Origin of the sequence: Streptomyces sp. NPDC005955 (assembly GCF_042871255.1) — a bacterium.
Classification (GTDB): Bacteria; Actinomycetota; Actinomycetes; order Streptomycetales; family Streptomycetaceae; genus Streptomyces.
In genome coordinates this window covers 117,801-141,765 of sequence record NZ_JBIAIF010000004.1, presented here as the reverse complement: position 1 = coordinate 141,765, position 23,965 = coordinate 117,801, and the positions used below count along the sequence as shown (strand labels likewise).

Sequence of the window (23,965 nt, the reverse complement as noted above, 5' to 3'; positions counted from 1 at the left end):
GTGGCGCCCGCGGACATGCAGGACGCGCGGGGTGCGAACCGCACCGCACGCGGGGACGGGAGGACGTCGTCCCCGACTCCGGGCGGGCCGGAGGGCGGGGCGGTGGACGTCTCGGGCGTCAACTGCTCCGGAAGACCGGCGGTGCGCGGGTGCTGCGCGGACCGGACGAGGGCTCGGGCGGTCCGCGCTCCCGCCAGGCGGCGACGACCGTGCCGCGGGGTGCGGGGGCGGCGTGGACCGCGGTGACCGGACCCGCGGGCGCGGGCGGATGGAGGGCCGGCCGGCCGCTGTGCTCCCCGGCCACCGTCATCTGCACGGCGGTCACGGGCGCCGACAAGGGTTCGGCACGGAACGCGGCCGGACCGCTCGACGGCTCGGCCGGCCGGGGCGCCGGCCCGGTACGCGCCCACGGCTGCGGGTCCGCGTCCGCCCCCACCGGGTCCGCGCTCCCGGGAGCGCGGTCGGATCCGCCGGCGACCGCGGCGGGTCCACACGTGGGGGACAGGGACACGAGGGCACTGCCGGCCGCCACCGAGGGGAAAGCGGCCACGAGGAGCAGCAGCACGCCCCACACGAAGGCGGGGACGACTCCCCGTGCCGTCGGCCGGGTCCGCTGTCGCACGCTGTCCTCCCCTCGGTCACCGGACGTCCGTCCGACCGCCCCGCTGCTGCGTCGTCCACCGCGCGGGAACGAACCCGGTGCGGTGCGGCACCAGCGTAGGCGAACCGGCGACCGCCCGGGGCCCGGAGCGGACCGTCACCGCCGGTCTTGTTCCGCGCCCGTGCCGATGGCACCCTTCCGACAAGTGACCGGCACCATGCCCACAGGGGGAAGCATGACCTTCGCACGAGCCGTGACCATCGTCTCCGCCGCCCTCGCCGCGGCGCTCCTCGTCGCCGGTGCCGCCGCGAGCGCGCACGCGAGCGCGGGGGACAAGAAGGTCGAGGTGATCAAGGCCGCCGAGTAGGCCCGGACCCCCGCCGCCGGGCCCCGGGGCGAGCGCGACGAGGTCCGGACGGCTGGCCGTCCGGACCTGGTGGCGCGGCGCTCAGGCGGCCACGGAACCGCCGCCCTCCCGCGCCCGGTGCGCGGCGGGGCGGCAGCGGCGCGCGGCGTAGGCGTAGGTCAGTGCCAGGAGGAGCGGACCCCACAGCATCCCGGGGGCGATGCAGAGGCGGGCCAGTACCTGCCAGCCGCCACTGGTGAAGCCGGCGACCTCGCCGAAGCCGAACCAGCCCAGCAGCCCGTACCCCCAGAAGGCCGTCGTGGCCAGACCGCCGAGGGCGGCGGGGACGATCACCGCGAGGGGAGGGATCCGCTTCCCTCCGACGAACGGCAGCCAGGCGGGCGCGACCTCCCCCCAACCCCGTACCAGTGCGAAGGACAGCAGCGCCAGCGCCTCCGTGATCAAGCTCAGCCCGAAGACGTAGGGGACGGACACCCACCAGGACGACGGCATCGATCCTTCGCCGTCCAGCCCCATCTCGAAACCGAAGGCGAACGGCAGCCGCCACAGGCACTGGGGGAGCAGGAGCAAGGGGATCGCATGGGCGAGGGCGGAGGCCCACGGGGGGACCGGGCGTCGGGTGCCGTGGGCGGTGGTGGTCGGGTGGGAGCCGGTGAGCGCTGTCATGGCACCAGCCTCGCCGGACCCGCGGCGCCCGGTCGTCATGCCGGAGCGGTAGTCACCTCCGCCGGGAGGAGGGGCAGGCATCAGTCTGCGGAGCTACCGGGTCACGTCTCCTCGCCCGAGGTGTCCCGGGGGCACGACCAGCGCTCCAGATAGGCCGCCACGGCCTTCAGGTCGCCCACCCCGGTGCGCAGCCCGACATGACCGTCGGGCCGCACCAGCAGCAGCGTGCCGTCCGGCAGCGCCCGCCGCTGCTCGGCCGCCGGTCGGACCGTCAGGTGCGCCAGCGGTAGGGCGTACCGCCGGGTGAGCGCGCGCAGGGCCGCGGCACCCGCGGCGGCTCCGCCGTCCGCGCCGATCCGTAGCAGCGTCCACCGGCGGTACGACAACAGGTCGTGCAGTCGACGGTCGCCCTCGCCGGTGGTCACCGGCAGATCGGGGAGCCGGTCCCCGGGACCCGGGCCGCCCCCGAAGCCCCGGCGGCCCGCGGACAGCCCACTGGCCCGGTGGTCGCGGGCGAAGTCGCTGAGCCGGTCGGCCCCGCGCCGCACGATCCGGTCACTGCTCATCATCAGGGGCAGCAACCACCGGATCGCGGTGAAGGTGGCACGGTTCGGCGGCAGCTCCACGACATTGCGGCGCATGGCACGCATCACCGAGCGGGCCGTGCGCCGCTGTTCGTCGTCATAGGTGTCGAGCAGTCCGTCCGGGGCCCAGCCGTAGTGGACGGCGGCGAGCTTCCAACCGAGGTTGTGGGCACCCAGCAGACCGGTGTTGAGGCCCCGGCCGCCGATCGGCGCCCACACATGGGCGCTGTCCCCGACCAACAGGGCCCGGCCCTCACGCAGCCGCCCGGCGATCCGGTCGTGGAACCGTGCACGATTGGCCCACCGCGGTTCCGACGGCTCCAGCCCGACCACCGGTTCTCCCGTCGCCGCCGCCACGACGGCCTCCATCTCCGGAACGCTCGGCGGCTCCCACCGGTCGGGATCGGGATCGGGGAGGAACGCGTAGAACCTGGTCGCGCCGCCGGGGACCGGCCCCGCGACCAGGGTGACCCGGTGGTTGATGAAGATCTGCGTCACGTCCGTCCGGTACGGCTGGCCCCACCGGGGACGGGCGTTGAGCTGTACGCACTGCAAGTCGGCGCGGCGCTCGCCGTCGAAGGGGATGCCGAGCGTCCTGCGGACCAGGCTCCGCGAACCCTCACAGCTCACCACCCAGTGCGCGCCGACCGTGCCGACCCGGCCGTCGGGGCCCCGCAGGTCGACCTGCGCGCCCTCGGCGCCCACCTGGACACCGATGCCCTCGGTGGACCACCTCACCTCCGTCCCCAACTCCAGGAGACGGTCCCGCATCAGCGCTTCGACGGCGTCCTGCTCGATGGCCAGGGGCCCCGGGAAGCCGGTGTGCTCCATCTCCATCTCCTGGATCCCGGCGACGCGCCCCCGCACCCGGAACTCCCCCTGGCGCAGGCGCAGTCCACGGGCCACGATCGCCTCCGCGCAGCCGAGGTCCCGCAGGGTCTCCTGGGCCCGCTGCCAGATGACGCTGGCCCGGGGCTCGTGTTTGGTGTCGGCGCTCTTCTCCACGACGAGGACGTCCAGGCCGTACATGCGCAGCGCGATCGCCAGGGCCAGGCCGGTCGGCCCGGCCCCGATCACCACCACGTCCCGGGTGCTGCTCACACCGGGCTGCCCGCGCGGATGAACTCGACCAGACGGGCGTAGCTGTCGCCGCCGTGTCCGGCCTCGACCGCACGCCGTGCCAGCCCCTCGAAGACTTCGGGCAGACCCGATCTGACCCCGCGCAACTCGCTGGCGTGGGACAGGACTTCCATGGTGCGCAGATGGAGGTTGAGGTCGAACTCCTCCCCCGGATAGCGCCCGGCGTCGATGTGCGGGGCGTACGCGTTCATGAACGCCCGGACCGACCCCGTCCAACGGTCCGCGATCTCGGTGTACGCCTGTGCGCTGACCCCGCCGCCGGGGCCGTCCGCACCGATCAGCGCCACCGCGTGCAACCAGCCCGTCAGGGTGCCCCAGAGCTGGCTCAGCAGGGCGGTGTCGTACACGGAGGGCAGTGCGGGATCGGTGCCCACGTGCAGGGGGTCGCCCAGCGCGGAGACCGTCTCGCGGTGCGCGGCGAAGGAGTCGGCGGGGCCGCCGTACAACAGCATCGAGGTGGAGACGCCCACGCCCGCCGGGGTCGTGAGGATCACCCCGTCGAGGTAGTCGGCGGCCGACCGCTCCACCAGCGCCGCCACCTCGCGGGCCTGCACCGGGGAACCGGAACTCAGATTGACCACCGTCCTCCCGCGCAACTGCGGCACCAGCGGGGTCAGCACCTCCTCGACGGCGTCGTACGAGGCCAAGCACACCACCACGACCGGACTCGCCATGACGGCCGCCGCCGCCGTGGGCTCCTCCCGCGCACCGTCCTCGACCAGGGCCGCGCCCCGCCCCGGAGAGCGGTTCCACACCGTCGTCGGATGACCGGCCGCCAGGAACGCGCCCGCCAACGCCACCCCCATCGGTCCCAGCCCGAGGACCGTCACCTTCGCCCGCATCGCTTCGCCTCCTCAGTCTTCACCGCAGTCCTCACCGCGGGGCCTTCCCACCGCGTCGCACCCAGCCGCAGCTCAGCCGGAAGCGCCTCAGCCGGACACGCCTCAACCGGCCGCGGCGTACCGGGCCGGCGTGCATGAATCGCTACTGAACGTAACGGGACGGCCGGCTCCGTCGTGCCCCGGCAACCGTCTTATAGCTCGAAAGAAGTATTTATGATGCTTGCTGACGAACCGCGGGCAGGCTCCGGACGTGACTGACGATCTTGGGCTCGGCACAGGGGCGTTGACGCCCGGACATCCCTACTCCACGGCCCCCCGCGGGAGTTCCGTGCGCGTGCCGTTCCCCCGTGCCCCGCGGCCCGCTCCCGTCCACCACGACGTGCGCCAGCTCAGCGGACCGCGTCCCGGTCCGCGCAGGTCGGAGGCCACCGGATGAGCGTCTTCGACCTCCCCCGACTCCACTTCGCGGGCACCGCCACGACGCGGCTGCCGACCGGACTGCGCTGCGGCCTGGTGGACCTCGCGACCCACCGCGTCCACGACGACGACGGCCCCGTCCCCCCGGACCGCCCGACCACCGAGTACCGGGACTTCCTGCGCCGGCGCGGCCCCCGCCACACCGCCGCCGGACGCCCGGACCCGGACGGCGGGTTCAGCGCCGCCGAAGGCTGGGACTTCGGCGGCAACGGCCACTTCTGGATGGACGCCCGGGTCGTCGGCGTCGAGACGGCCCCGCGCGACCCGGGCCCCCCGGGAACCGGACCCGCCGTCGAGCGGGACGACCCCGTCGTGGGCACCCACGTCGACGTGTGGGGCCACTACAACCCGTACCTCCAGACCACCGTCAACCGGGCGCGGATCTTCGACCTCGACCCCGCCTCCCGGTGGACGGCGGCCCTCATGGTCGGTCGCTTCGGCGTCGGCCGCCAGGGCCGGTCGCACGACGACGGCTACCTGCTGACGGGCGGGGTCGACGGGTACGCGCCGCCGCGCTGGGTGGGCTTCCAACGCGTCCGGGACGTGGGCGAGGACCTGCTCGCGCACCTCGCCCCGGAGCTCCGCTACAGCGCCGTGCACCAGTTCGCCGTGGCGTGCGACGCGCTCGACTGGCTCCCCGGCGCGGACGCCTCGCCGGCGGTCGCCGCGCTGCGCGGCGCGCTGGGGGACGCCGACGGTCTCGTCGTCCAACTCGCCCTCGACTGCGCGCTCCCGCCCCGTTCGCCCGGCACCTTCCCCACCTGGCGGGTGCGGGGCACGATCGCCCCCCGGTACGCCCACGAACCCCGGACGCACCCCGCAGGACGACAACTCGTCCCCGTGCCCGCCGGACCGCTACGGCACCTCGCGGCCGAGGTGGCCCGCGGCCGCGCCGCACTCAACCTGGTCACCGCCGTACCCCTCGCCTCGCGCACCGAACACCGGGACGGTCCCCGGCGCCCCGGGCCCCCGGTCGACCTCGGCGACCTCGAACTGCGCACCGCGGTCACCGGACGGCTCGTCGCCCGGTTCCCCGCCGCCACCTATCTCAGGGACACCACCCACGGCATCGTCTCCGTGCCCGCCGCCCCCGACTGGCCCGCGGCCGAGGACGAGGCGCTCCACCTGGTCCGCGTCACCGAGCGGGGCACCGAGGTCCTGCTCGTCGAGCGGGAGACCACCGTCCACGCCGACGACCCCCTCCTGGTGCTGCACCACCGGGACCGCGCCCGGCACCGCGACCACCAGGTGGTCGTCCCGCTGCGCACCTACCACCGCGGACGGCCCGCCGGCGCCACCGTCCACGTCCGCCAGTACCACAACCCCCGTGCCCTGCCCGGCGATCCCGTGGCCGGATCGCCCCGGGCGCGCTGCGGCGACGCCGTGCTCCTCGGCACCCGGGGCACCGACGACTACGGCCCCGGGTGCACCGTCACCACGGGCCCCGACGGACGAGGGCACCTCACCCTGCGCGGCGAGCACGCCGGCACCTGCCGCGTCCTGCTCACCACCCGACCCGAGGACGCACCGCCCACCGATCCCACGGCGCCCGGATCCGCCTGGGCCGCCTACGACGACGAGGACGCCCTGGAGTACTGGGCCGGCGCCGACCACCTCGCCGTGCGGGTGCTCCCCGACGACTGGCACCTCGACGAGATCCCCCGTGAGCAGGTCGACTTCGCGTTGCTCCACCGGGAAGTGCTGGCCCTCTACGAGCACGTGTCCTCCTTCATGCGCACCGAGGTGTTCTCCCTCAGCGACCGCTGCAAGGTCGAGACGTACGCCCAGCTCGCCTGGCAGATGTGCGACCCCGCCAACCGCTCCAAGACGTACTACATGCCCCCCACCCGCGACCTCTCCGACCCGAAGGCCCGACTGTTCCTCGCCTTCCTGCGCAACCAGCAGGCCCGCGTCACGCCCCCGCTCACCGCCCCCGCACCCCTGCCCACCGAACCGGCCATCACCACCCGCAGCGCCCTGCGGACCGCGCTCACCCAGGCCGCCGCGTTGGAACTCTCCGTCATGCTCCAGTACCTGTACGCCGCCTACTCGGTCCCCACCCACGGCGCGGGCCTCGCCCTCGTCCGCCGCGGCGACTGGACCGAACGGCAACTCGCCCTGGCCTGCGGCTCCGGGGGAGAAGGACTGCACGACGGGGTCCGCGGCACGCTGCTCAACGTCGCCCGCGAGGAAATGATCCACTTCCTGCTGGTGAACAACGTCATCATGGCGATCGGCGAACCCTTCCAGGTCCCCGTCATCGACTTCACCACCATCAGCGCCGAGCTCCCGATCCGGCTCGACTTCGCCCTGGAGCCCCTGAACCTCGGCAGCGTGCAGCGCTTCATCGCCATCGAACAGCCCTCGGCACTCACCCCACGGGTCACGCCCGCCGCCGCGGCGATTCCCCCCGACCGGTTCACCTGGGGCTCGATCAGCGAACTGTACGCGGGCATCCGCGAGGGACTCACCCGCGTCCCGGACGCCTTCCTGGTCGACCGGGGACGCGGCGGCGGTGAACACCACCTGTTCCTGAGGGAGTCCGTCAACACCGTCCACCCCGACTACCAGTTGGAAGTCGACGACCTCAGCAGCGCCCTCTTCGCGATCGACATCATCACCGAGCAGGGCGAGGGCGCCGTCGACGACGGCCGGGCGTCCGCCGCCCAGGGATCCGAAGAGCCCTCCCACTTCGAGGCGTTCCTCCGCATCGAGGACGCCCTGACCTCGGAACGCGTCCCCGGCCCCCTCGGAAGGCCGGTTCCCTGGAACCCCGCCCATCCCGTGCTGCGCAACCCGAGCCTGCGCCCCGGCGACGGCATCCGCACCGAGATCACCGACCCCACCGCGCGGTCCGTCGCGACCCTGTTCAACCGTTCCTACCACCTCGCGCTCCAGCTGATGGCCCAGCACTTCGCCCAGAGCCCCGACGCCAGCCTGCGGCGCTCCAAGCTGATGAACGCCTCGATCGACGTCATGACCGGGATGATGCGTCCCCTCGGTGAACTCCTCGTCACCCTCGACTCCGGCCGGCACGGCAGAACCGCCGGCCCCACCTTCGAACTCGACGCCCCACCGGTCGCTCCACCGCGTCCCGACGTCGCCCACCGGGCGCTCGCCCTCCGGTTCGCGCACCTGGCCGCCGCGGCCCGCAGTTGCCCGCCCGTTCCCGACAAGGTCGCCGAACTCATGGAGTTCTACGCGGACTTCTTCCGTCGCCTCGGCACCGGCTGAGCCCTGGTCGACGGGGCGCAGGGGGCCGCACCGACGGTCCCGCCCCGTAGGGTCCGACCATGAGGACCGGGCAGACGCAGCGGACGGCCACCGCCTGGCAACGACTGACCGCATGGCTGCGGCGGCACGCCCCCACCTCCTACGCCTCGATCCTGCCCCCGGCCACCGAAGCCGAGATCGAGGAGGCGGAGGACCACCTCGGACGACGCTGCGGGTACGGATTCCCGCCCGAGCCGGTCACCCTCTGGTCACTGGCCGACCGACACCGGTCTGTACCTGTCGGCTGCCGGTCCCGGCAGGTGGCAGAGTGACGAGGGGTTCTTCATGGAGGAGCCGATCCAGCCGTCGATCGCCGCCTGTCTGGAAGCCGTCCACCGCACGCTCGTCGAGGGCCCGGCCGATCTGACGGGCCGCGACGAGCCCGGCATCGTGTACGGCTGCCTCATCTGGCAGGACCCGCAGTGCCCGAGCCCGGACGCGACCTTCGCCGACTGGCGGCCCGTGCACGGGGACGTCAGCGACCCCACCCCGACCCCGCCCGCGGTGGTCGCGGGGACCCACCGGGCGGGGGCGGGCCGCTGACGGCACCGTGGCCGTCAGCGGGGGTCACCCCGGTGGACTGCGGGGTCAGCCGACCGGCGACGCAGCCGGCGCCGTGACCTCGGGCCGGCCCGGGCCCCCGGTCGGGGAGGGGGCCCGGTCGATCCAGTCCTCGTCGAACGGCGGCGCCGTGTCCGTCCAGCGCTGTGCGACGGACGTCGTGTACCGCACCACCGCACCCTTCGCCCAGCCGTCGTGGGCCCGGGCGGCCACCGTCAGCGTGCCCAGCGGCGCACCGGTCTTCGCGTCGAACACGATCCGGAGTTCGGTCGCGCCGCCGGGCTCGGGCACGGCCACCCCCCGCCCCGGACGACCCGAGCGGTCCTCCACCGCCCCGAGGGACCGGACGCCGGGGGTCTCGGCCAACGCCCGGTACGCGGCGGCCCGCAGCTCCGTGCCGCTCGGCAGGTGGACCGCCAGGTTCACCAGCGTCGTCGTCACGATCGACGACGCCACGTCGTCGGGCGTGCGGTACTTCTGCTTCGTCGCCTCCCGCACCCGCTCGCGCAACGCAGCCGTCTGGGTGGGGAGGTCCCGCAGGTCGTCGGGGCCCAGCGCGCCGACCGGCTCCACGTCCCAGCCGTCGCCCGGGGCGTCACGTTGTAGGAGGCCGCCCGCGCGGTGGCGCAGCGCACCGCCGCCCGGGACCTTCCAGGTCCGCGGTGAGCCCGCCGCCCGCCACGCCCGCGTGTCCTTCGCCGTGGCGGGCCGGGTGCCCAGGTCCGTCTGCTCCGACCAGTGGTCCTCCGTCGTGCGGGCCACCCAACGGCGGGTGGTGGTCCGCTCGTCCACGACGTAGGCGGTGTCACCCGCCCCGGTCACCCGGTGCAGCTCCCCCCGCGACTCCTCCTGGAACCAGTAGGCGCCCCGCTGCTGGCCGCCGGTGCGTTCCCACGCCGTCGCCGCGGCCAGCAGCACGTCGTTGCCGGCCGGTGCGCCGTCCGCGGCCCCGCGGCCCGCACCGGGCCGCGCCTGCGAGCCCGTGCCGGCACCGGAGCCGTCGGACGGGAGCACCGCCACGGCGACCGCCGTCGCCACGGCCGCGGACACCAGCCCGGCCGCCCAGCCACGCCGCCCCCGGCGCGGCGCGTTCGACGTCACCTCGACGCCCCGGTGGTCGGACGTCCGGCGCAGGGCCCGGTCCAACTCCCGTCGGCGCACCCCCGGCTCGGGGGCGGCGTCGCCCGCCAACTCCGCTGGCCGGGCCGCCGTCAGCCTGGCCATCACCTTCTGCTCGCGCTGCCTCATCCGCTGGCTTCCTCTCGTACGAACCGGCCCGTCAGGGCGGGGGAGGGCGAGGTGACCGTCGTGGTCCCGACCGCCCGGGTCAGACGTCGGCGCGCCCGGTGCAGCCGCACCCGCATCGCCGCCGCGGAACAACCGACCACCCGTGCGGCCTGCGCGGGCGTCAGGCCCTGCCACGCCGCGAGCACCAGGACTTCGCGGTCCTCGTCCGCCAGGGCGGCCAGGGCGGCCAGCAAGGCGCTGCGGTCCGCCACGTCCTCGGCGATGTCGCCCGTGCCCTGCTGGCCGGAGCGTGCCGCCCAGTCCTGGAGCTCGGCCGCCAACGAGGCCCGCCGGACCTCTGCGCGCACGGTGTCGCGCAGGACGTTGCGCGCCACCCCCAACAGCCACGGCAGCGGATCGGGCGGTACGTCCTCCCAGCGCCGCCAGGCGATCGTGAAGGTCTCGCTCACCACCTCGTCCGCGATCTGTCGGCCCGCCCTGGTCACGACATAGGCCCACACCCGCCCGCGACAGGCGTCGTACATTGCGGTGAAGCGGTCCGCATCATCGGCCACCGCCCGCACCTCCGTCCCTCCGGGTCTCTCTCACACCGGGAAGTGGTGCGGGCGGGCCGATCGTTACCGCCGATCGCCGGACCCCCGGCCGTGACCTGCGTCACCCCGTACCGGTTCCGTCTGCGTCGGTCGGGCGGAGGGCCTCGGTCACGGCCTCACCGCGGGCCGACAGCCGGTAGCCGACGTCCAGGCTCTCCGTGAGGCCCAGCTCCTTCAGCGTGCGCACGTCCCGTTTGAACGCGGGCCGGTCGCGCCCCAGCCGCTCGGCGAGCACCGCGGCGGGGGTGCCCGGCTCGTCCCGGACCAACCGGAGGACGTCACCCGTCCACGGCCCCCGTCGGGCGGCGGTGTCGATGCGCGCCAACCGGTCCCGTACCGCGTCGAGCTCGTCGTCCGTGAGGTCGGCGCGTTCACGCAGGGCCACCCGGGGGTCGGCACCGGCGTACCGGAGCCCGATCCGGTGCAGCGCGCCCCCGGGGTGGCGGGCGAGCTGCGCCCAGAACGCCTCCGTCGAGCGGTGGCCGGCCCGCCGGACGTCGTCCGCGGTGACCTCCGCGTCCGTGATGGGCGTGACCTCCCCGATCTCGACCAGGCCGACGGCCGTGCGCAGCCGGGTGCCGGGCCGCACGGCCACCCGTTTCCACCTGCGGAAGGCGAGGGTGACGCTGCCGTCCCGGATGCCCTCCAACGTCTGCTTCGTGAACAGCACGCGGACCTCCTCCTGGTGATGGACGCGGCCGGGCGGACCGCGCGGGTCATTCTCACCACGACGAGACGTTCGTCGAAGCGGACGGGGACGAAAGTGGGCGGTGACCGTCGCACGCGCCCGCCTAGGGTGCTGTCGTGAACGTCGTACGAAGGACCCGGCCCCTGGCCCGCGCCGTGCGGGGCTGGCTGACCGCGCCCGAACCCGGACTGACGGCGCCGGGCGCCCTGCCGGTGGCCGGGCGGGGACCGGCCAGGGAACTCCTCGTCGCCCTGGCGATGGCCCTGCTCGCCGCCGGCACCGAGGAACTGCTCGACGCCAGTGCGCTCTCCATGGCCGCGACCGCGGCCGGTGCCTTCGTGCTGTGGCTGCTCAGGCGGCGGTTGCCCGCCACCGTGCTGGTCGTCATGGGCGTGTTGGGCGCGCTCTTCGGCGGATTCGCGGTCATGGAGTCGTTCATCGCCTGGTCGGCGGGGCGGCGCATCGCCGTCGCGGGTCGCGCCCTGGCCGCGTTCGGACTCTCGTACGTGCTCTACATCGCCGTCGGGATCGCCGACCTGGGCCTGTGGTCCTTGCGGTCCCCCGTCGCGCTCCTGATGCTGGGCACCCTCGCCTACGTCGCGACGGTCGTCGTCCCCGGGCTCGCCGGACGTTACTGGAGCCAGCGCCGCACCCTGCTGCACGCCCTCCACGACCGCAATGCGCAGCTCCTGTGGGAACGCGAGATGATCGCCGGCCAGGCACGGCTGCTCGAACGCCAACGCATCGCCCAGGACATGCACGACAGCCTCGGTCACCAACTGGCGCTGATCTCCGTGCACACCGGAGCCCTGGAGGTCGACCCCGGTCTCACCCCGCGCCAGCGGGAGGCGGTCGGCGTGCTGCGCAACGCATCCGTGACCGCGATGCACGAGCTGCGCGAGGTCGTGGGCATCCTGCGGGACGGCATCGCGGGCCCCCCGGTGGACGGAGCGGGGCCCGCGGCCCGCGGGATCGCCGGCCTGGACGCCCTGGTGGCGGACGCCCAGCGGGCCGGCAGCACCGTCCGGTTGAGGCGGGCCGGCGAGGAGCGACCGGTGGCCGCCGCCGTCGGGCACGCCGCCTACCGCATCGTGCAGGAGGCCCTCACCAACGCGTTCAAGCACGCGCCGGGCGCCACGATCGACGTGGCACTGCGCTACGAACCGGACTCCCTGGTCGTCGAGGTCGTCAGCGACCGCGCCGCCCAGCAGCCCGCCGACGAGGTCGTCAGCGGTGGACAGGGCCTGACCGGGCTGCGGGAGCGGGCCCGGCTGGTCGGCGGCATCGTGCACGCCGGCCCCGCCGACGCCGGGGGGTTCCGGGTCGCCGGGGTCTTGCCCTACGGCACCGCGGAGACCGGTGGACCGGCCCCCGCGCCGACCGGCGTCCCCCTCGGCGGCCCTCCGCCCCCCGGTGTCCAGGGCCCCGCAGCGGGACCCTTCGGCCCGCCGTCCGGTCGCCCGGCCGCGCCGTGGCCGGGCGGCGGCGGGCCCCCGGCGGGTGCCCCCGGGGGCTGGTCGCCGCAGCCGGTGCGCCGGGTCAGCGGGTTCGGGCTGGGCTGCGGCATCTCCGTCGCCGTCGTGGTCGCCGGGTTGGCCGTGGTCGTCGTGGGGGGAATCCTCCTCTTCCGGTCGGCCACCGAGGAGATGGTCGACCGGTCGACCTACGAGGCGATGCGGATCGGGACGTCGGAGCACACCGTGCGCGACCGGCTTCCCCGTGGGGACGGATTCCTCCACACGGGCCTGGACGGCAAGAAGGAGGCGCCCGCCGAACCCGCGGGGGCCACCTGCCTCACCCTCGTGTCATCGGAAACGAGCAGCAGCTGGAACACCGAGGCGGTTTTCCGGTTCTGCTTCAAAGACGGCAGACTGATCGAGAAGAAGTCGTTCGAGGTCACGTTGTAGCCGAGCCCGGAACCGGGGTGTCGGCAGGGTGGAGTGGGTACATGGCGGGGCCAGGGGTCAGGGTCGTCATCGCGGACGACGAGCCGCTCATCAGGGCGGGCATCCGGCTGATCCTCACCTCCGACCCGGAGATCGAGGTGGTGGCGGAGGCGGCGAACGGCCGTGAGGCCGTGGCCCTGGCCCTGTCCCACGCCCCGGACGTGGTGCTCCTCGACATCCAGATGCCGGTCATGGACGGACTCGCCGCCCTCGGTGAACTCCGCAGGGCCGCGCCGGCGGTACGGGCGATCATCCTGACCACCTTCGGGGAACGCGACAACGTGCTGCGCGCCCTGGAGTCCGGCGGCGCCGGCTTCCTGCTCAAGGACACCGCCCCCGCCGAACTGATCGGCGCGGTACGGGCGGCGGCGGCCGGCGATGCCTACCTGTCCCCGGCGGCCACCCGGCACGTGGTCGACCAACTCGCCTCGGACCGGACGGCGGCCCGCGGCGGCGCGGCACGCGCACGGGTCGCCCAGCTCAGCGACCGGGAGCGGGACGTCCTCGCACTGCTCGGGGAGGGGCTCTCCAACGCCGACACCGGGCGCCGCCTCCACATGAGCGAGGCCACCGTGAAGACCTATGTGAGCCGTATCCTCGCCAAGTTGGAGTGCGACAACCGGGTGCAGGCGGCGCTCCTCGCCCGGGACGCCGGTCTCGGCACCTGAACTCCCGACCCCTGCCGCCGGGCCGTCGACCTTCGGTGCGGTGCCCGTCGACTTTCGTCGGCCGGTGCGGTGCGGTGCGGTGCGGTGCGGTGCGGTGCGGTGCGGTGCGGTGCGGTGCGGTGCGGTGCGGTGCGGTTCCGCGTCCGCAGCCCGGCGCCACCGCCGTGCACCGGGCCGCGGCGCCGGCCCGGGCGAGCGGAACGTCGCGCCGGACAACGACGAACGGAGGACGCGCCGGCACCCCTGCGATCGGCAGGATCGCCCCATGACCAGTGACGAAGGAACGAAGCCGCAGACGCAGACGCAGACGGGGGCGAACTGGCGGGTCGCCGGAGTGCTGGGGGCCGCGTGGGGATCGCTGCCGGACGGCGCCGAGGGCGCGGACGTCATCGGGACGGAGAACCTGCTGGCCGCCCTGGCCACGGGCCGGGGCGCGACCCACAAGGCCCTCTCCCTCGCCGGCGTCACCGTCACCGCCACGATGGCCGTCCTGCGCGACCACCACGACGGCGCCGCCGTCTGGACGAGCACGGACGACGTCGAACACGCCGTGGGTTCGGTGGACCTGCTCGGCTCCGACGGGGACCGGCGCCGCAGACTGTCGGGCGCCGCCGCCCGCGCCTTCACCCACGCGATGGACCTGGCCCGTGACGAGGGCGCCGACGAGTACTCCCAGGAACACCTGTTGCGCGGGGTCCTCACCGACCGGGGCAACCGTGCCACGGAAATGCTCACGACCTGCGGCGCCACCGTCGACGACGTCATCCGCCGGCTCGACGAACGGGACACCGCGCCGGCCGACGACGGGCTCCACCACCATCTGTGGCCCACCCGCGACACCCTTCTCGGCCGCTGCTCCCCGGACGCCAACTCCCTGTGGCGGCGCCTGCTGCTGCGCCTCGCCAAGGGGGCCAACCTCGCCGAGGCGCCGATCAGTTGGACCAGGATCGACGCCGCGCGCCTGGCCCGTTCGTCGGGCGGTGCGGTGGGCACCGAGCACCTGCTGCTGGCCGTCCTCGCCACCTACGAGGTGGCGCAGCGCTATCCGCACCTCGCACTCGCCGGGCCCGGGCGTCCGGCCTCCGGCGCCCCGACCGCGCCGGCCGACCGGTTCGCCGGTGGCGCCCGACTGCACGCGCTGGGCGCCGATTACCTCATGGTGCGTCGTGGGGTCGAGCAGTACGGCCATGAACTCGGCACGGACGACCGGGACGTCGACACCTACGCCGACGCGCTCGCCCCCGGGGACGGCACCGGCCCCCTCGCCGAGGCCTTGCTGCGGGGGGAGAACCGGGCCCGCCGGCTCCTGCTGACCCTGGGGCTGTCCGTGTAACCAGCACGTGCCGGCGGCCCCGCCCGGGTCCGGTCGGACCGGAACGGGACGTTCGCTCGGCCGGGTCGCTCGCCCACCTGGTAAAACCCTGCTGGTCCAGACCTCTTGTGCGGTGTCGGGGGTGGGGCTACGTTGCTCCCTGGCCGCCGGGGGAAGCAGGGGGTGGGGCTTCTCCCGTGGTCTCTGATGGCACATCACTTCTGTTGTGAGACAAGGGAGTTGTGTTAATGCTGAGACGTCTGAGTGTGCTCGCCGGAGCCGCTGTCGCCGCTGCGGGGCTGCTGTTCGCCACGGCGCCGCCCGCCTCCGCGGACCCCTTCTTCCAGCCGCGCAGCCACCACTCCTCGTACGCGGAGTGCGATGAGGCGGGGAAGGCGGGCAAGAACCTGTGGGGCCTGCTGTACCAGTGCAAGCAGTTCCCGACCAGGCCCGACGTCTACGTGCTGTGGGTGCGCATCTGACCCTCGCGGGTAGCCCTTGCGCGGGGTCGTTCTCCGAAGTCGATCGGAGGGCGGCCCCGCGCCGTGCGTTCGCCCCGGTCGGGTGGCGGAGCCGGTCACCCGAAGGTTTTAGGTCATGTGACCTATAGTGGGTTCCATGAACGAGCGACCCCAGGACGAACTGACCCATGACCCCGAGGGCCCGGTCCTCCTCGTCGGCGGCTACGGCACCGTCGGCGCGGAGCTGGCCCGCATGACGGCAGCCCGCTGGCCCCTGCTGCTGGCCGGGCGGACCGTGACGCGCGGGGAGGAACTGGCCCGGGAGACCGGCGCCCGACTCGTCCGCTGGGACCTCACCGCACCGCAGCCCCTCACCGCCCGCGTCCGGGCGGTGGTCACGGTCGTCAACGACCCCGACGACCGCGTGCTGCGGGCCGCCGTCCGCGCGGGCGTGCCCTACGTGGACCTCGCCCGTTGGACCGCTCGGGTCCAACGGGCGGCCACCGTCGCCGCGCTGCTGGGGCCCACCTCGCCGGTGCTCCTGTCCTCGGCGTGGATGGGCGGGGTCACCAGCCTCGCGGTCGCCGACCTCGCCGGGTCCCTCGGCGGCGCCGACACCGTGGAGGTGGCCATCCGCTGGGACCAGCAGGACCGGGCCGGCGTCGACTCGGTCGCGTTCATGGACCGGCTCGGACTCGACTTCGAGGTGGTCGAGGACGGGCGCCGCCGCACCGTGATGCCGCTGGCCGACACCCGCACCGCCCGGGTGGGCGCGGACGTCCTGCGGGTCGCCCGGATCGACACCCCCGAACAGTTCACCCTGCCGTTGACGCTCGGCACGACCACCGCGGTCACCCGCATCGGCTTCAGCTCCGCCGCTTCCACCTCCGCGCTGCTCGCCGCGAAGCGGCTCGGCTTCTTCCGCTGGGGGCGCGGCGAACGCTTCACCGCCGTGCGCCGCTCCCTGCTCTACGCGCCCGGCGACGGCGGCACCGCGGCCTTCAGCGTCCAGGTCGCCCACGGGGGCCGCACCCTGACCGCGACGGTGACCGACCCCGCGGGCCAGGCCCACCTCACGGCCGTCGGCGGTGCCCTGGGGCTCGCCCGGGTCCTCGGCACCGACGGCGCCCCCGCCCGGGCCGGGGTCACCTTCCCCGAACAGACCCCGCTCCCGCACTCCCTGGCCGAACGGCTCGCCGAGTACGGTGTCCGTCTGGAGACGACCACCGCGGCGGGCGCGGGAGAGGAACGAGCGGCATGACGGACGGCCCGGCCCCGCGCCCCACCAACACCGGCAAGGGCGCACGCAGGCGCAACGAACTCCTCGACGCGGCCGAGCGGGTCCTGCTCGCCTCCGGTTACGCGGAACTCTCCGTGCGGGCCGTCGCCACCGGGGCCGGGGTCCGGCTCGGACACCTCCAGTACTACTTCCCCACCCGCTCCGACCTGGTGGCCGCCGTCCTCGACCGGGTCCTCGGCCGTTCCCTGGAGCGGCTGGGGCCCCTGTTGGACGGGTCGCCGGACCCGGCCGGGCCGGAACCGGCGAGCCTGGTCCGGGCCCTGCTGGCGGACCAGGACGACCCCGCCCTGGTCCGGCTGTTCACCGAACTCTGGGCCCTGGCGGCCGTCGACACCACCGTCGCCGACGCCGTCCGGGCGTTCTACACCGCCTACCGCGACCAGGTCGCCGCCCACCTGCGGCGTCGCCACCCGGCCCTGGCCGAAGCGGAGTGCCGGGCCCGCGCCGAGGTCTTCGTGATGCTCATCGAGGGTGCGGCCCTGTTCCGCTCGGGAGTGGCCGCCCACCGGACCCCGCAGACGGACGACCGCCTCGTCAGCACGGCCGTCGCCCTGCTCACGGCCGGCGAGGGCTGACGACCCGAGCGCCCGGCGCGGCTGCGTTCTCCCGTCCCACCTGCGATGTCAGGTTCTCCGCAGGTGGTGCGCACGGCCCGCACGGCATGGCCTGCGGTGTCGTCACGGGGCACTCGCCCCGCGACCCGCCGTCACCGACCTTCCACCGAGAGCCGCCGTCGGCTGAGGCAGTGCGTCGCGGGCCCCGCGGCCCGGACGATCGCGCACCACCGGGCGGGTTCCGGAGCCAACGGCGACGCCTGCGCCCGCCGGAGTGCGTCACGCGCTCCGGCGGGCCGGGGCGTGCCACCGGCTCCGGCGCTCCGCACGGCCGTGGACGAGGGCCGCTGCCGGGACCGAAGGGACGGCGCACGATAATGCGGACGTGAGCGATCTTCCCCTTCTCCTGCCGCCGGACCGCGTACCGGAGGGTGCCCGCAGCTGGCACACGGCCGACACCGCGCGCTGGTCGGCCGCCGTCCCCGCCCGCTGGTCGCATCCGCTGTGGGCCGTGGCCGCGCTCGTCGCGGGCATCGTCTGGTCGATCGCCGCCGCCCCGGACGAGGTGTGCACCGCGGACCAGCCGTGCGGCACGTCCTGGACGTCCGTGGCGCTCGCCGTCCTCGGACTGCTGACGCTGTACTGGATCTGGCGTCAGCCCCGGCTCGCCGTCCCGGGTCTCCTGCTGACCGTGGCCGGAGCCGTCGCCGACACCGGGTTCACGGCGCTCGTGGAGGGCCCCGAAGACCTGTTCCTGCTCGCGGCCGCCGCCTTCGCGGTCACCGGCCTCGTCCACCGGCTCGCCGCCGCCCGTCGCCAGCGGACCCTCGCGGAGGAAGCCGCCGGATACCTGCGGCACCCCCTGCCCCCCGAGGCCGGGGACTTCCGGAGGGGCAGGTTCTCCTTCGCGCTCGCCTCCGTCCTGCTCGCCGTCGCCGGGTTCGCGTTCTGGAGCGCCGAACAGGTCGTCGGCGCGTACGAGGACCGGGCCGCGAACGCCACCCGGGTGGCCGCGGAGGTCACCCGGGCCGACGTCGCCGACGAGGACGTCTCCGAGCTGACCGTGACCCTCCCCGACGGGGCCACCCGTACCGTCGACACGGTCTTCCCCGAGGACTACCCCGTCGGCAGCACCGTCGTCCTGGCGGTCGACGGCGACTGGACCCGCCTGGTGGCCGAACCGTACGACGTCTTCGGCTGGGAGGTGCTGCTCCTGGTCACCGCCGTCCTGGGAAGCGCGTTCCTCGCCAACGGGATGGCCGGCCACCGGCGCCAGCGCCGCCTCGACACCACACGGCTCCCGGTCCTCAGGGTCCTCGTGCGCGAGGGCGACGAGGACGGGCGCACCTGGGTCTACGCCGCCGACGACCTGACGGCCGCACAGCCGGTCCTGAGCTTCACCTCCCTGTTCACCTCCGACTCGGACGACGATCCCGACGAGCACGGGGCGCCGGACGGCGAACACCTCCACCTGACCGAGGAGGAGGAAGCCGCTGCGCGGCAGAAGTGGGAGGAACAGACGAAGGAGATGGTCGCGGCCTTCCGCGGCGTCTGCCCGCCGTCCGCACTGCGCGAAGCCGTGCTCTACGGCGCCCCCTACGCGGGCGGCGAGATCGCCTTCCTGGCGCCCTGTGACGGGGACGACGGGGAAGTGGAGGCGGAGCGCAGCGTGACGCCCGTCAAACCGGCGGTTCCCGGACTCTTCCCGCCGCCCCGGGGCCGGGGTCCCGGTGCCGGCAAGGCCCGTCGCAGCAGCGCGGACCCCGCGGCCCGGTCCCGTGCCGTGGCCGCACTCTCCCTCGCGCCCGGGTCGCAGCCCCTCACCTGGTCCGCCGACCGGGGCTCGCGCGGCCTCGGGCTGTTCCTGCTCGTCTTCCAGGGCGGCGGCATGTGGGCCCTCCTCGACGGCGGCTTCTCCTGGCAGTGGATCTTCCTGTTGCTCGGTGTGCCCTGGCTCGTCCACTCGGTGTCCACCGCGCTCAACTGGCGCGTCACCGCCGACCGGGACGGCGTCTGGGTCTGCGGGCCCTGGCGGGTGCGACACCTGCCGTGGACGGAGGTCACCGACGTGCACCAGCGCGCCGACGCCCTGACCGTCGAGTCGAAGGGGGGCTCCGAGATCGAGCTGTCCCCGGTGGGCCTCGGGATGCTCCAGGGCCGGCGCGGCGGCCCCTCGGCCGCGAGGAGGGCGGCCGACTCGCTGCGGGCCCTCCTCGACCACCCGGAGCTGCGGCCCACGGAGGTCGCCGACGCCCGGGAACAGGGCATGCCGCTGGGGCCCGTCGTCGTGACGCTGGCCGTGTTGTGGGGAGCCGCCGTCCTGATGCTGTGACCCCGGGGGCGGGGGAGGGGGCGGATCTGAGTACCGCTACTCACGTGGGCCGGCCCGGCGCCCGGCGATGATGTGGCCCACGCACCAGGGGAGGGACCCGTTCATGCTCAGCCACATCGCCGCCGTCGCCGTCCCGGCCTTCGCCCGTCTGACGGTCACCGCGGACCCGGACGCCGTGTTGCGACCGGGCAGCATCATCGTCGCCAACCACACCTCGCTGAGCGACCCGGCCGTCGTCCTCGCGGCCCTGCACCGCCTAGGTGTCCGGCCCGCGGTCCTCGCCACCGCCGGTCTGTGGCGGATACCGGTGCTGGGCGCGGCCCTGACCCGGGAGGGCTTCGTCCCCGTGCACCGGGGCGGCCCCCGGGCCGCCCAGGCGCTCGACGGGGCCGCGGCGGCCCTCGCCGACGGCCGACTGGTGCTGATCTACCCGGAGGGCGGCCTTCCGGTGCGGCGGGACCCCGGGGAGGTCGGGCCCGGCCCGTTCCGCAGCGGGCTGTGGCGGCTCGCCCGCAGCACCGGGGCGCCCGTCGTGCCGCTGGGCCAGGCCGGGGCCCGCCGGCTGGTGTCGGGCGGCCCGGTGAAACAGATCGCGGGCCTGCTCACTGCGCCGGTCCGCCGCCCGGCCCTGCACGTCCACCTCGGTGCGCCGCTGAGCCTGGCGGACGACCGGGTGACGGCCACCGAGCACGCCCACCGGGCCGTCACGGCGGCCTGGCGCACCGCGGCGGCGCGCATCGGCGAACCGTCCCCGGTCGCCGTCTGATCCCGGTCGCCGTCCGTCGGGCGGCCCGTGTCGACGCGCGGCGCGGTGCGGTCGGGGCGCGGGCGAGGCTTCAGCGTTCGGGGCGGTCGCGCCAGACCAAGGTGTAGCGCCAGAACAGGCGACGGCGCAGCCGGGCGCCGGTCAGCTCACGACGGGCGTGCCGGGCGATCTCGTCGAACGTCATCGACGCGGGCCGCGTGCCCGCGGTCATCGCCACGGGTCGGTCCACCCGGCGGCCCCGGTTCTTGAGCAGGGCCATCACCACGTTCGCCGCAGTGGCGGCGGCCCCGAGCAGGTGGTCGACGGGGGAGTGCGGTCGGGCGAGCCCCACCACGACCAGCGTTCCGCCCGGCGCCAGCAGCCCGCGCAACCGCGCGAGGGCGTCGCCGAACGGCAGGTGGTGGATCACCGCGACACAGGTGATCACGTCGAACGGGCCGGCGGCCGGCTCCACCATGGCGTCCCCGGCGGTGAAGGTCACGCGGGAGTCCGGCGCGGTGAGCTGCCGGGCCTGTTCCACGATGGCCGGGTCGGCGTCGACCCCCAGCACGGACCGCGCCCGCGACGCCAACAGCCGGGCCAGGTCGCCGCTGCCGGCGCCGAGGTCCAGGGCGGACCCGTAGCGGGCGGGCAGTTGACGCAGGATCCACGGGTGGTAGTGGGCGTTGTGGTCCCAGGGGCGCGCGGCGTGGAACCGGTCGAGGGCGGTCAGGACGTTCGCGAGCAGGCGCATCATGCCCCCAGTCCACCATTGCGCCCCGTCGTCGGTCGAACGGCCCCACCACCCCGTGCGGGGAAGGGAGTTGAGGGCCGGTGCGTCCCCCCGGGCCCGCACGCCCCGGGGGACGCACCGGTGCGACGGCTCGTGGGCCGTCGCCGTCACGGTCCGGCCCGGGGCGGGCGGGACCGCCGGTGGTTCAGGCGGTGTGGTGGATGACGACCGAGATGACCCGGACCTCTTCGTCGGTCATGTTGCGGTACTGGTGCGGGGTCGCCGAGTCGAAGGCGAGCGAGTCGCCCGCCTCCAGCACGTACGTCTCGAAGCCGATGTCGGCGTGCAGGGTCCCGTGCAGGACGAGTTGGTACTCGCGCCCGTCGTGCCGGATGGAGGCGTGGGTGTCGGTGGAGCGACCGAAGGGCTGGTAGACGACCTCCAGGAAGTCCACCCGGGCGTCCTGTTGCGGGGTGAGGCGCTCCCAGCGGACCCCGCTCGCCAGGTCGATGGTGCGGCGGCGGCCCCGACGCTGCACCACCGGCTCGTCGGGCAGGACCGAGAGCGCCTCGTCGCCGTGGTCGCCGGCGCCGGCCGGCGCGGGAACCCGACCGCCGGCCCCCTCGGCGGTGTCCAGGGCGGGGGCCGCCCGCTGGCCCGCCGCGGCGAACCACGGCACCGCGTGTTCCGGTGTCACGCTCCGTTGCTCTTCGGCGCGGCGGGCGGCGGTGGAGGCCGTACTGTCCTCGCCGACACCGAACAGGTAGTCGAGGGAGATGTCGAGCGCGTTCGCGATCCCGTAGATCACGCCCGCCGAGGGGGCCGTCTGCCCCCGCTCGACCTGGGAGATGAGGCTGGCCGAACACCCCGCCAGCCTGCCCAGCTCGCGCAGGGACAGACCGCGTTCCGAGCGGACCTTCCTCAGTCGCGCTCCGAGTCCTGGACTTCCCCCCGCTGGCTTCATGGCGGCTCCTGCTGTCGTGGGGGCGATCGGTCGGCCGCGCCCGAATCGTCGTGTACATGCAGGCCCTAAGGCGTGTGCACCGATGTACAGCATGCGTGACAGGCTGCACGGTTGTCACCTGTTCTCCGGGAGAAACCCGGCAGAGAACCCGATCTCCACCGAGTTTGGTTTAACCCTTGACAAGCTCACTGCACGAGGCGTGCACTATAGCGCACAAGCCCTGCTGTGAACGGGCACACAGACCTGTGTGGAGGTTCTCGCTGTGAACGACAACGGACAGTCCACCCCCGGGGGGCGGGCTCCCCGCTCCGGAGCAAGAACCAGGGGCGCTCGGCTCGGTGGCACCGTGCTGACCATCGCCCTCGCCGTCACCCTCACCGCCTGCTCGGGCGGAACCGGTTCCACCACCGGCACCAGCACCCCGAAGAAGTCGGGCGACGGACCGAGCGGCACCCTGCGCATCGGCACCAACCAGCAGTTCGACGACTGGGACACGGTCAACAAGCAGAACAGCACGTTCAGTTCGCTGGTCTACGAACCGCTGATCAGCGTGGCCGCCGACGGCTACACCCTGAAGCCCCAGTTGGCCACCGAGTGGAAGGAGTCGCAGCTCCGCATCGACTTCACCCTCCGCTCCGGGGTCGTCTTCCACGACGGCACGCCCTTCGACGCCGCCGCCGTCGTCAAGAACCTGGAGCGCATCCAGAACTCCCCGAGCCAGTACCGCAGTCAGCTCGTCGCCATCAAGAAGATCACCGCCGTGGACGCCACCCACGTCCGGATCGACCTGAAGGAACCGGCCCCCAGCCTGGTCAACAACCTCGCCAGGCTCGGGATGTTCATGGTCTCGCCCAAGGCGCTGGCCGACGGCACCTGGAAGACCAAGGCGGCCGGCACCGGTCCCTGGGTCTTCGACCCCAAGTCGTCCACGAAGGGGCTGCGCACCGTCGCCACCGCCTTCGACAAGTACTACGACAAGAAGTCCGTGGGCCCCGCCCGCGTCGAGATCACCCAGATCAACGACCCGGACAGCCTCTACAACGCCCTGCGCGCGGGCCAACTCGACGTCGTGTGGACCACGCCCCCGCTCGCCGCCCGCGCGGACAAGGAGGGACTCAAGTCCACCTGGTTCCCGTCCGTGCTCTGGCACCTCCAGATGTACGACGTCGACGGCGTCTTCAAGGACAAGAAGTTCCGCCAGGCCATCTGCCACGCCTCGAACCCGCAGGACTACATCGACGCGGCACTCGGCGGCAAGGGCAAGACCCACCTCCAGCGCTTCCCGGAGGGCCAGCCCGGCCACGACCCGTCGCTGAAGGGCTACCCCTTCGACCTGGACAAGGCGAAGCAGCTGATGTCCGAGGTCGACGACGCGAAGAAGTCGTTCACCCTGATCAGCTATGACACCCAGCGCACCATCGCCGAACTCTTCCGCAGCCAGATGTCCAAGATCGGTGTGGACGTCAAGCTGGAACTGCCCAACTTCCCGCAGTTCCTGAGCACCTACCAGAACGGCAAGTACCCGGCCGCGATCCTCTCCGACGGATCCCGCTCGGGCGCGTACGACTACTACAACCGCAAGTTCGCCCCCGACGCCCCGGGCAACCCGCTGAAGGTCGAGTACCCCGAACTCACCGCCGCGGCCGAGGAGGGACTCGCCGCGAAGACGCCCGAGGAGCAGGACGCGGCCTGGAAGAAGATGTCCAGGATCGTGAACGACGAGGCACTGGACTGCGGTTACTTCGACTACTCGGGCTTCTGGGCGTACAACCCCAAGAAGGTCGACAACATCGTCTCCACCACGAACGACGTAGCGGTGTTCCGCTACAAGGAGGCCCAGGTCGTGGGCTGACGCCCACCCCGCAGCCCTGCGCCCCACCCGCGCCGGACCACGGCACCCGCAACCACGG

At 74.0% G+C, this 23,965-nt stretch carries 22 protein-coding genes; 13 read left to right on the top strand and 9 right to left on the bottom strand.

Annotated features, from left to right (window positions below; all coding sequences use genetic code 11):
- Positions 1 to 118: 118 nt before the first annotated feature.
- Positions 119 to 622 carry a hypothetical protein gene (locus ACFYOU_RS12370; protein ID WP_391305162.1) on the bottom strand — a complete coding sequence of 168 codons (504 nt, stop codon included), beginning with the start codon at positions 620 to 622 and terminating at the stop codon, positions 119 to 121.
- A 214-nt stretch (positions 623 to 836) separates the two neighbouring features.
- Here ACFYOU_RS12370 and ACFYOU_RS12365 point away from each other — a divergent pair, with 214 nt between their 5' ends.
- Positions 837 to 968 (top strand): hypothetical protein, encoded by a 132-nt coding sequence (locus ACFYOU_RS12365; protein WP_391305160.1) that lies wholly within the window; start codon positions 837 to 839, stop codon positions 966 to 968.
- A gap of 81 nt (positions 969 to 1,049) precedes the next feature.
- On the opposite strand, the gene ACFYOU_RS12360 is transcribed toward ACFYOU_RS12365, so the two are convergent.
- From ACFYOU_RS12360 to ACFYOU_RS12350, 3 genes are all read right to left on the bottom strand, one after another.
- Positions 1,050 to 1,634, bottom strand: a complete 585-nt coding sequence (locus ACFYOU_RS12360) for a hypothetical protein (RefSeq protein ID WP_391305158.1) — start codon at positions 1,632 to 1,634, stop codon at positions 1,050 to 1,052.
- 101 nt (positions 1,635 to 1,735) lie between these two features.
- Positions 1,736 to 3,319 (bottom strand): FAD-dependent monooxygenase, encoded by a 1,584-nt coding sequence (locus tag ACFYOU_RS12355; protein ID WP_391305156.1) that lies wholly within the window; start codon positions 3,317 to 3,319, stop codon positions 1,736 to 1,738.
- Complete coding sequence (locus ACFYOU_RS12350) at positions 3,316 to 4,200, bottom strand: NAD(P)-binding domain-containing protein (protein WP_391305155.1); 885 nt, start codon at positions 4,198 to 4,200, stop codon at positions 3,316 to 3,318. The genes ACFYOU_RS12355 and ACFYOU_RS12350 overlap by 4 nt, the downstream gene beginning before the upstream one ends.
- Positions 4,201 to 4,632: 432 nt before the next feature.
- Between ACFYOU_RS12350 and ACFYOU_RS12345 the strand changes: the two genes are divergently transcribed.
- The 3 genes from ACFYOU_RS12345 to ACFYOU_RS12335 are packed head-to-tail and all read left to right on the top strand — an operon-like array spanning position 4,633 to position 8,493.
- Positions 4,633 to 7,911 carry a ferritin-like domain-containing protein gene (locus ACFYOU_RS12345; protein WP_391305153.1) on the top strand — a complete coding sequence of 1,093 codons (3,279 nt, stop codon included), beginning with the start codon at positions 4,633 to 4,635 and terminating at the stop codon, positions 7,909 to 7,911.
- 59 nt (positions 7,912 to 7,970) lie between these two features.
- Positions 7,971 to 8,222, top strand: a complete 252-nt coding sequence (locus tag ACFYOU_RS12340) for a hypothetical protein (protein ID WP_391305151.1) — start codon at positions 7,971 to 7,973, stop codon at positions 8,220 to 8,222.
- Positions 8,223 to 8,235: 13 nt separating this feature from the next.
- Entirely contained in the window at positions 8,236 to 8,493 is a 258-nt protein-coding gene (locus ACFYOU_RS12335) for a hypothetical protein (protein ID WP_391305150.1), read from the top strand.
- A gap of 45 nt (positions 8,494 to 8,538) precedes the next feature.
- Here ACFYOU_RS12335 and ACFYOU_RS12330 read toward each other — a convergent pair whose 3' ends face one another.
- The 3 genes from ACFYOU_RS12330 to ACFYOU_RS12320 all read right to left on the bottom strand — a co-directional run bounded on the left by ACFYOU_RS12330 (position 8,539) and on the right by ACFYOU_RS12320 (position 11,022).
- Positions 8,539 to 9,759, bottom strand: a complete 1,221-nt coding sequence (locus tag ACFYOU_RS12330; protein WP_391305148.1) for a CU044_5270 family protein — start codon at positions 9,757 to 9,759, stop codon at positions 8,539 to 8,541.
- Positions 9,756 to 10,313, bottom strand: coding sequence for an RNA polymerase sigma factor (locus tag ACFYOU_RS12325; protein WP_389771325.1), 558 nt, complete (start codon positions 10,311 to 10,313; stop codon positions 9,756 to 9,758). Before ACFYOU_RS12325 ends, ACFYOU_RS12330 begins: the two co-directional genes overlap by 4 nt.
- Positions 10,314 to 10,413: 100 nt before the next feature.
- A complete protein-coding gene (locus tag ACFYOU_RS12320; protein WP_391305145.1) occupies positions 10,414 to 11,022 on the bottom strand; it encodes a hypothetical protein in 609 nt (202 codons plus the stop codon).
- 134 nt (positions 11,023 to 11,156) lie between these two features.
- Between ACFYOU_RS12320 and ACFYOU_RS12315 the strand changes: the two genes are divergently transcribed.
- From ACFYOU_RS12315 to ACFYOU_RS12280, 8 genes are all read left to right on the top strand, one after another.
- On the top strand, positions 11,157 to 12,947 hold the full coding sequence (locus ACFYOU_RS12315; protein WP_391305144.1) for a histidine kinase: 1,791 nt from the start codon (positions 11,157 to 11,159) through the stop codon (positions 12,945 to 12,947).
- A 41-nt stretch (positions 12,948 to 12,988) separates the two neighbouring features.
- Positions 12,989 to 13,654 carry a response regulator gene (locus tag ACFYOU_RS12310; protein WP_391305143.1) on the top strand — a complete coding sequence of 222 codons (666 nt, stop codon included), beginning with the start codon at positions 12,989 to 12,991 and terminating at the stop codon, positions 13,652 to 13,654.
- 265 nt (positions 13,655 to 13,919) lie between these two features.
- A complete protein-coding gene (locus ACFYOU_RS12305) occupies positions 13,920 to 14,987 on the top strand; it encodes a Clp protease N-terminal domain-containing protein (protein ID WP_391305142.1) in 1,068 nt (355 codons plus the stop codon).
- Between the two features lie 227 nt (positions 14,988 to 15,214).
- Complete coding sequence (locus ACFYOU_RS12300; RefSeq protein WP_391305140.1) at positions 15,215 to 15,448, top strand: hypothetical protein; 234 nt, start codon at positions 15,215 to 15,217, stop codon at positions 15,446 to 15,448.
- Between the two features lie 136 nt (positions 15,449 to 15,584).
- Positions 15,585 to 16,688, top strand: coding sequence for a saccharopine dehydrogenase (locus ACFYOU_RS12295; RefSeq protein ID WP_391305139.1), 1,104 nt, complete (start codon positions 15,585 to 15,587; stop codon positions 16,686 to 16,688).
- The gene (locus tag ACFYOU_RS12290) at positions 16,685 to 17,302 is read left to right on the top strand and encodes a TetR family transcriptional regulator (protein ID WP_391305137.1); all 618 of its coding nucleotides are present in this window, start codon (positions 16,685 to 16,687) and stop codon (positions 17,300 to 17,302) included. Before ACFYOU_RS12295 ends, ACFYOU_RS12290 begins: the two co-directional genes overlap by 4 nt.
- 364 nt (positions 17,303 to 17,666) lie before the next feature.
- Positions 17,667 to 19,613, top strand: a complete 1,947-nt coding sequence (locus tag ACFYOU_RS12285) for a hypothetical protein (protein ID WP_391305136.1) — start codon at positions 17,667 to 17,669, stop codon at positions 19,611 to 19,613.
- Positions 19,614 to 19,716: 103 nt separating this feature from the next.
- The gene (locus ACFYOU_RS12280) at positions 19,717 to 20,379 is read left to right on the top strand and encodes a 1-acyl-sn-glycerol-3-phosphate acyltransferase (RefSeq protein ID WP_391305134.1); all 663 of its coding nucleotides are present in this window, start codon (positions 19,717 to 19,719) and stop codon (positions 20,377 to 20,379) included.
- Positions 20,380 to 20,449: 70 nt separating this feature from the next.
- Here the strand turns inward: ACFYOU_RS12280 and ACFYOU_RS12275 are convergent, their stop codons facing one another.
- On the bottom strand, positions 20,450 to 21,115 hold the full coding sequence (locus ACFYOU_RS12275) for a methyltransferase domain-containing protein (protein ID WP_391305132.1): 666 nt from the start codon (positions 21,113 to 21,115) through the stop codon (positions 20,450 to 20,452).
- A 181-nt stretch (positions 21,116 to 21,296) separates the two neighbouring features.
- The gene (locus tag ACFYOU_RS12270; protein ID WP_391305130.1) at positions 21,297 to 22,055 is read right to left on the bottom strand and encodes a cupin domain-containing protein; all 759 of its coding nucleotides are present in this window, start codon (positions 22,053 to 22,055) and stop codon (positions 21,297 to 21,299) included.
- 346 nt (positions 22,056 to 22,401) lie between these two features.
- Here ACFYOU_RS12270 and ACFYOU_RS12265 point away from each other — a divergent pair, with 346 nt between their 5' ends.
- Positions 22,402 to 23,907, top strand: coding sequence for an ABC transporter substrate-binding protein (locus ACFYOU_RS12265; protein WP_391305129.1), 1,506 nt, complete (start codon positions 22,402 to 22,404; stop codon positions 23,905 to 23,907).
- Positions 23,908 to 23,965 lie beyond the last annotated feature (58 nt).